This is a genomic window from Actinoplanes sp. NPDC024001 (assembly GCF_040638955.1).
Taxonomy (GTDB): domain Bacteria; phylum Actinomycetota; class Actinomycetes; order Mycobacteriales; family Micromonosporaceae; genus Actinoplanes.
The window spans coordinates 1-4,883 of sequence record NZ_JBEZZB010000312.1 but is presented as its reverse complement, the minus strand read 5'-3'; the positions used below and the strand labels follow the sequence as shown (position 1 = coordinate 4,883).

Here is a 4,883-nt window from a genome sequence, read left to right as displayed (position 1 = left end):
CAACGGGGTGAAGGTCCGCGACGCGGGCGCCCGGCAGGGGCTGGCGTTCTACGCCGACGGGTCGGTGCGGCTCTACGACGAGCCCGGGCGCACCGGTGGGTGCACCCGCAGGCGAACCCCCGGGCGCGGCAGGCCCGGCCCGGACCCGCCCCAACCGTCCCTGTCACCGCAGCGAGGAGGCCCATGGCCAGCGACCCGCAGCAACTCCGAAATATCCCTGCGGGGGATATCCCCCGGCCGGGGGTAACCGCCCGCAACGATCTGCTCGCCGCGTCCTGGCGGCTGCAGCCGCGCGACTACGTGATCGCCCACCTGCTCGCCGAGCACCGGTTCCTGACCACCGAGCAGATCGCCGCGATCCTGTTCCGGTCGCCGCGCACCTGCCGCAACCGGCTCGATGTGCTGCGCCGCATCGGGTTCATCGACTGGTTCATGCCGGTGCACCCGGTGCACGGCCGGCTGCCGGTGCACTGGGTGCCGGGTCCGCTGTCGGCCCGCTACGTCGCCCTCTACCACGGTCAGAAGCTGCCGAGCAGCCGTGCCGTCCGCGATGAGCGCGACGCACACCCGGCCGCCGCGACCCGGTTAGGTCATCTGGTGCACGCCGACGGGGTCAACCAGTTCTTCATCGACCTGCTGACCTATGCCCGCGCCCGTCCCGGGGCCCGGTTGGCGCGCTGGTGGTCGGCCCGGACCACGTTCGCCAAGGTCAACCACAACACCCGGCCGGACGGTCACGGCGTCTGGGTCGACGGCGACCGGCAGGTGGCGTTCTTCCTGGAACACGACACCGGCACGGAGACCCATGCCGTGCGCGCCGGCAAACTGCCCGGGTATCGCACGCTGCGCGACAAAGGGGGCCTGGCCTGGCCGGTGCTGTTCTGGTTGCCGACCACCAGGGTCGAACAGCACCTGCACGACTACCTGGCCGCCCAACCCGGCAGCACCGACGCGGTGATCGTGGCGACCGGTGCCCGCGACTACGCCACCGGTTGTGGCGGCCCGGCCGGCCCGGTGTGGCACCTGGTGGGCTACGGCCCGCGGCGCTGGCGGCTGGCCGAGCTGCCCGGCCCGGTCGGCGCCGGTGGGCAGGCCTACCACCCCGGCCCGCCCGCACCCGAGGAGGACCCGCTGTATCTGCTGGGCGACGCCCACTGAGCCCGGCGGGTTGGGTGCGGCCGCTACGGTCAGACCTCCTCCACTTCTCCACCTTTGTTTGCACCGCCGCAGCACCCGGCGTGGACCGCCACGACGTGCAGGACGCCACCTGCCCACCCGCCGCAAGGCCGGTCGGCCGCGACTGCCGTCCCTGGTGAACCCGCCCCCGGCACCACCCTCTCGCGGCCCTTCGGCCGCCCGCGAGCCACGTCCGCCTGATGGCGCCCTGCGCCCCGGCGCGTGCTCGTGCCCACTGCCCGCGTCGTCGCGGCGCAGCCCCTTCTTCGTCCCGTGAAAGGGAGCCGCCATGCGCGCTTCACGTCCCACCGTCACCGCGACGTTCACCGGCCCGTGCATCGTGGTGGTCTGCCCTGCGGCAGACGCCGCGTCGCTGCCGGACCGCGCCCTCAACGCGGTCACCGCCCACGGCGAGCCCGCCGACGGACTGGTTCCGCACTTCCTCACCCGCACCCGCTGGTCCCGCAAGGTGATCAACTATCGGTACGGTCGGGCCGTCGGCGCTCCGATCCGGCTGCTCAGCCTGGACGCCATGCGCTCGGCGGCGGCCGCGGCAGCCGGCGCGCAATGGCGCCTGTGGCAGCAGGTCGTCGCGGGCACCCGCCCGGCCGCCCCGTTCTGGTGCTACGCCGAGCGGCATCGCGCCGACCCCGACCGGCACCCCCTGCACCGCATGCAGGCGGAGTATCGGGCGCAGCCACGGATCCTGGCGATGACCGCGTACAACGCGCTGCCGGGCAAACCCTGTCCGCTGCCGACCGCCGCGCTGGAACAGCTGCAGAACGGCTACCTGACCCATGTGAACGTCGCCTGGCTGGCCGCGGTCCCGGCCGCCGGCCTGGTCACCGCCGACGGCGACTATCTGACCGCCGCCAGCCAGCGGCTGGCCGACCGGTTGGCCTATCTGGACGCGGCCAACGCCCACCTGGCCGCGCTGACCGGCGACACAGTCCTGGTCGCGGTCGCCGCCGCCGGCTGAGCAGGCGATCCCGCACCGCACCTGCCGGGCAGGTGCCCTCGATCCGCCGGCCGCCGCCTGCTGCGGCGCCCGGCCCGGGCGGTCCCCGGACCGCCTGACGCAGCAGCTGCTCGCTGCTGCTTCTTCCATCCCGCAGTCCCCACGCCACCTCATGGCAGACGCCAGGCGCGGACACCGGGATGGAGATCCCGGTGCGCCTGCTGTCGCGGGGACGTGTCTCTTCGGAGGTAGCACCATGCCGTGCCGGCAACCGGCCATCCCGGTCAACCCCCACCCCACACCCGACGGCCTGCCGGCCGTCTGCCCGGACTGCCGCCAGCCCGTCGCGGACGTCCGCTGCCTGACCTGCGCCCGCTGCCACGCGCGCACCGCAGCAGACGACACCGTGCGTACGGTGCGCGGCTCGACGATCTGCCGGGACTGCCGCGACCGCTACTACTGGCAGTGCCCGTCCTGCGACGGCTGGAACCGCGACAACGACACCTGCGGCAACGGCTGCCCCTGTGTCTGCGGCAACTGCGACGACTGCGACGAGCGCGGCAGCGACTTCGGTGGCCTGGTCCACGACTACGCCTACCGGCCGCTGCCGGTCTTCCACGGCACCGGGCCGCTGTTCCTCGGCCCCGAGATCGAAGTGGAGGTCTTCGGCGGCGACGGCTACCGCTGCGCGAAGATCGCCGCCGACGCGCTCGGCAGCCTCGGCTACCTCAAGCACGACGGCTCGCTGCCCAGCGGTTTCGAGGTGGTCGCGCACCCGATGGCCTACGACTGGGCGATCGAGCACTTCCCCTGGTCGATGCTTCAGCAGCTCAGCGAGCACGGCGCCGAGGCCACCGACGCCACCGGCATCCACGTGCACGTGTCGCGGGCCGGGTTCTCCTCGGTGCCGCACATCTTCCGGTGGATGAAGTTCATCTACCGCAACGAGACCGACGTGGTCCGGCTGGCCCGCCGCCGGGCACCGAGTTGGGCGGCGTTTCGCCCGGAGGACCGCCGCGCGGTCAAGCACTACGCCAAAGGCGCGGTCTGGGCCGACCGCTACCGGGCGATCAACACCAACAACGCCGACACCCTCGAACTGCGGATCTTCGCCGGTTCGCTGAACCCGGACGTGGTCAAAGCGGCGTTCGCGTTCGCCGCCGCCAGCGTCGAGTACACCCGCACCCTGACCGTCGCCGACATCACCGCCGGCGGCTGGGCGTGGCCGGCGTTCACCGACTGGCTCACCGCCCGGCCGGTGTACGCGCCGCTGACCCGGCAGTTGGAGGTGCTGTCATGTGCCTGCTGACCTTCCTGCCGCCCGGCGTGCAGCCGGATCCGCACGCCCTGCACAACGGCAGCCTGCTCAACGACGACGGCCACGGCTTCGCGATCGCCACCGGCGACAGTCTGCTGGTGCGCCACAGCATGAACGGCGAGCAGCTCATCGACGAGTTCACCGCCGCCCGCCGCACCCATGCCGACGGGCCGGCGTTGTTCCACTCCCGGTGGGGCACCGGCGGCACGGTCGATGTGGGCAACTGTCACCCCCTGCGGGTCGGCGGCGACGCCCGCACGGTGCTGGCCCACAACGGGGTCCTGCCCATCGACGTCGGCGCGAACGAACCACGGTCGGACACCCGCATCGCCGCGGAGGATCTGATCCCGGCGATGGGGCCGCTGCGGCTGCGCCGCACCCGGCTGCGGCTGCGACGGTGGATGGGCGACCACAACAAGATCGCCATCTTGACGGTGGACCGCCGCTACCGCCGCAACGCCTACCTGCTCAACGAACAGGCCGGGATCTGGGACGGCGGGATCTGGTACTCCAACACCGGCTACCGGGACCTGTTCGCACCACGCACCCTGCTGGGCCGGCTCGCCGCTGACCCGGCGACGTGCTGGTGGTGCAGCGAACCGCTCGACGACGACCGGCACGACTGCCTGTACTGCGGCGCCTGCCAGGACTGCCGGGCGACCGACGGCTGGTGCCTGTGCCGGCGAGCGCTGCGCCAGGCCGGCTGAGCTGTGCCCTGACCACTCCCCCGCCGGGGAACCCGACGCGTGTCACCCGGCCGACGGGGCCGCAGTGTGTCACGCGCCCGGGTTCCCCGGTCCCCTGTTGCGACTGGGAGGAACCCTTCGATGAACGATCCGCACGTCTTCCGGCTCACCGACCTGCCCGACACCGTCGCGCTGGCCCCCCTACCTGATCGGCTACCAGCCGCACGACAGCCTCGTCGCGCTGGCCCAGCACCGCCAGCAGATCGTGTTCGCGCTGGCCACCCCGCTGCCGCGGCACAGCGACTTCGACGGCGAGGCGCGGCGCATCGCCCGGCTGCTGGCCCGCAAACACGCCGACACGGTCTTCCTGATCGGCTACGGACCGGCCCGGCCGGTGCAGGTCGCGGTCGACGCCACCACCGGCGCGCTGCGGCACGACGGGATACCGGTGACCGCGGCCGCCCGCGTGCACGACGGCACCCTGTGGCACCTCGACTGCGACGACACGCTGTGCCCGGCCGCCGGGGTGCCGTTCGACCCGGCCACCACCGCCACCGCCGCCCAGGCCACCGTCGCCGGCCTGGTCGCCCTGCCCGACCGGGCAGCCGTCGCCGACAATCTGGCCCCGCTCACCGGCACCGACCGCGAGGCCATGAACACCGCCGTACCCCCGGCGTTTGCCGAGATCGCCCACCTGCTGGCCGCGGCCGCCGCCGGCGCCGGCGACGCCCAGCAGCAGGCCGCG

Annotated in this window: 5 protein-coding genes; all 5 read left to right on the top strand. The window is 73.2% G+C overall.

Annotated features, from left to right (window positions below):
• Positions 1-183: 183 nt before the first annotated feature.
• Positions 184-1,158: a replication-relaxation family protein gene (locus AB0F81_RS50350; protein ID WP_360211443.1), complete on the top strand. Its 975-nt coding sequence runs from the start codon at positions 184-186 to the stop codon at positions 1,156-1,158.
• Positions 1,159-1,465: 307 nt separating this feature from the next.
• Entirely contained in the window at positions 1,466-2,155 is a 690-nt protein-coding gene (locus AB0F81_RS50345) for a hypothetical protein (protein WP_360211441.1), read from the top strand.
• A gap of 235 nt (positions 2,156-2,390) precedes the next feature.
• On the top strand, positions 2,391-3,443 hold the full coding sequence (locus tag AB0F81_RS50340) for a hypothetical protein (RefSeq protein WP_360211439.1): 1,053 nt from the start codon (positions 2,391-2,393) through the stop codon (positions 3,441-3,443).
• Positions 3,431-4,159 (top strand): hypothetical protein, encoded by a 729-nt coding sequence (locus AB0F81_RS50335; RefSeq protein ID WP_360211437.1) that lies wholly within the window; start codon positions 3,431-3,433, stop codon positions 4,157-4,159. Before AB0F81_RS50340 ends, AB0F81_RS50335 begins: the two co-directional genes overlap by 13 nt.
• Before the next feature lie 127 nt (positions 4,160-4,286).
• Positions 4,287-4,883 (top strand): DUF4192 domain-containing protein (locus AB0F81_RS50330; RefSeq protein WP_360211445.1); only part of this gene is annotated, 597 nt, incomplete at its 3' end.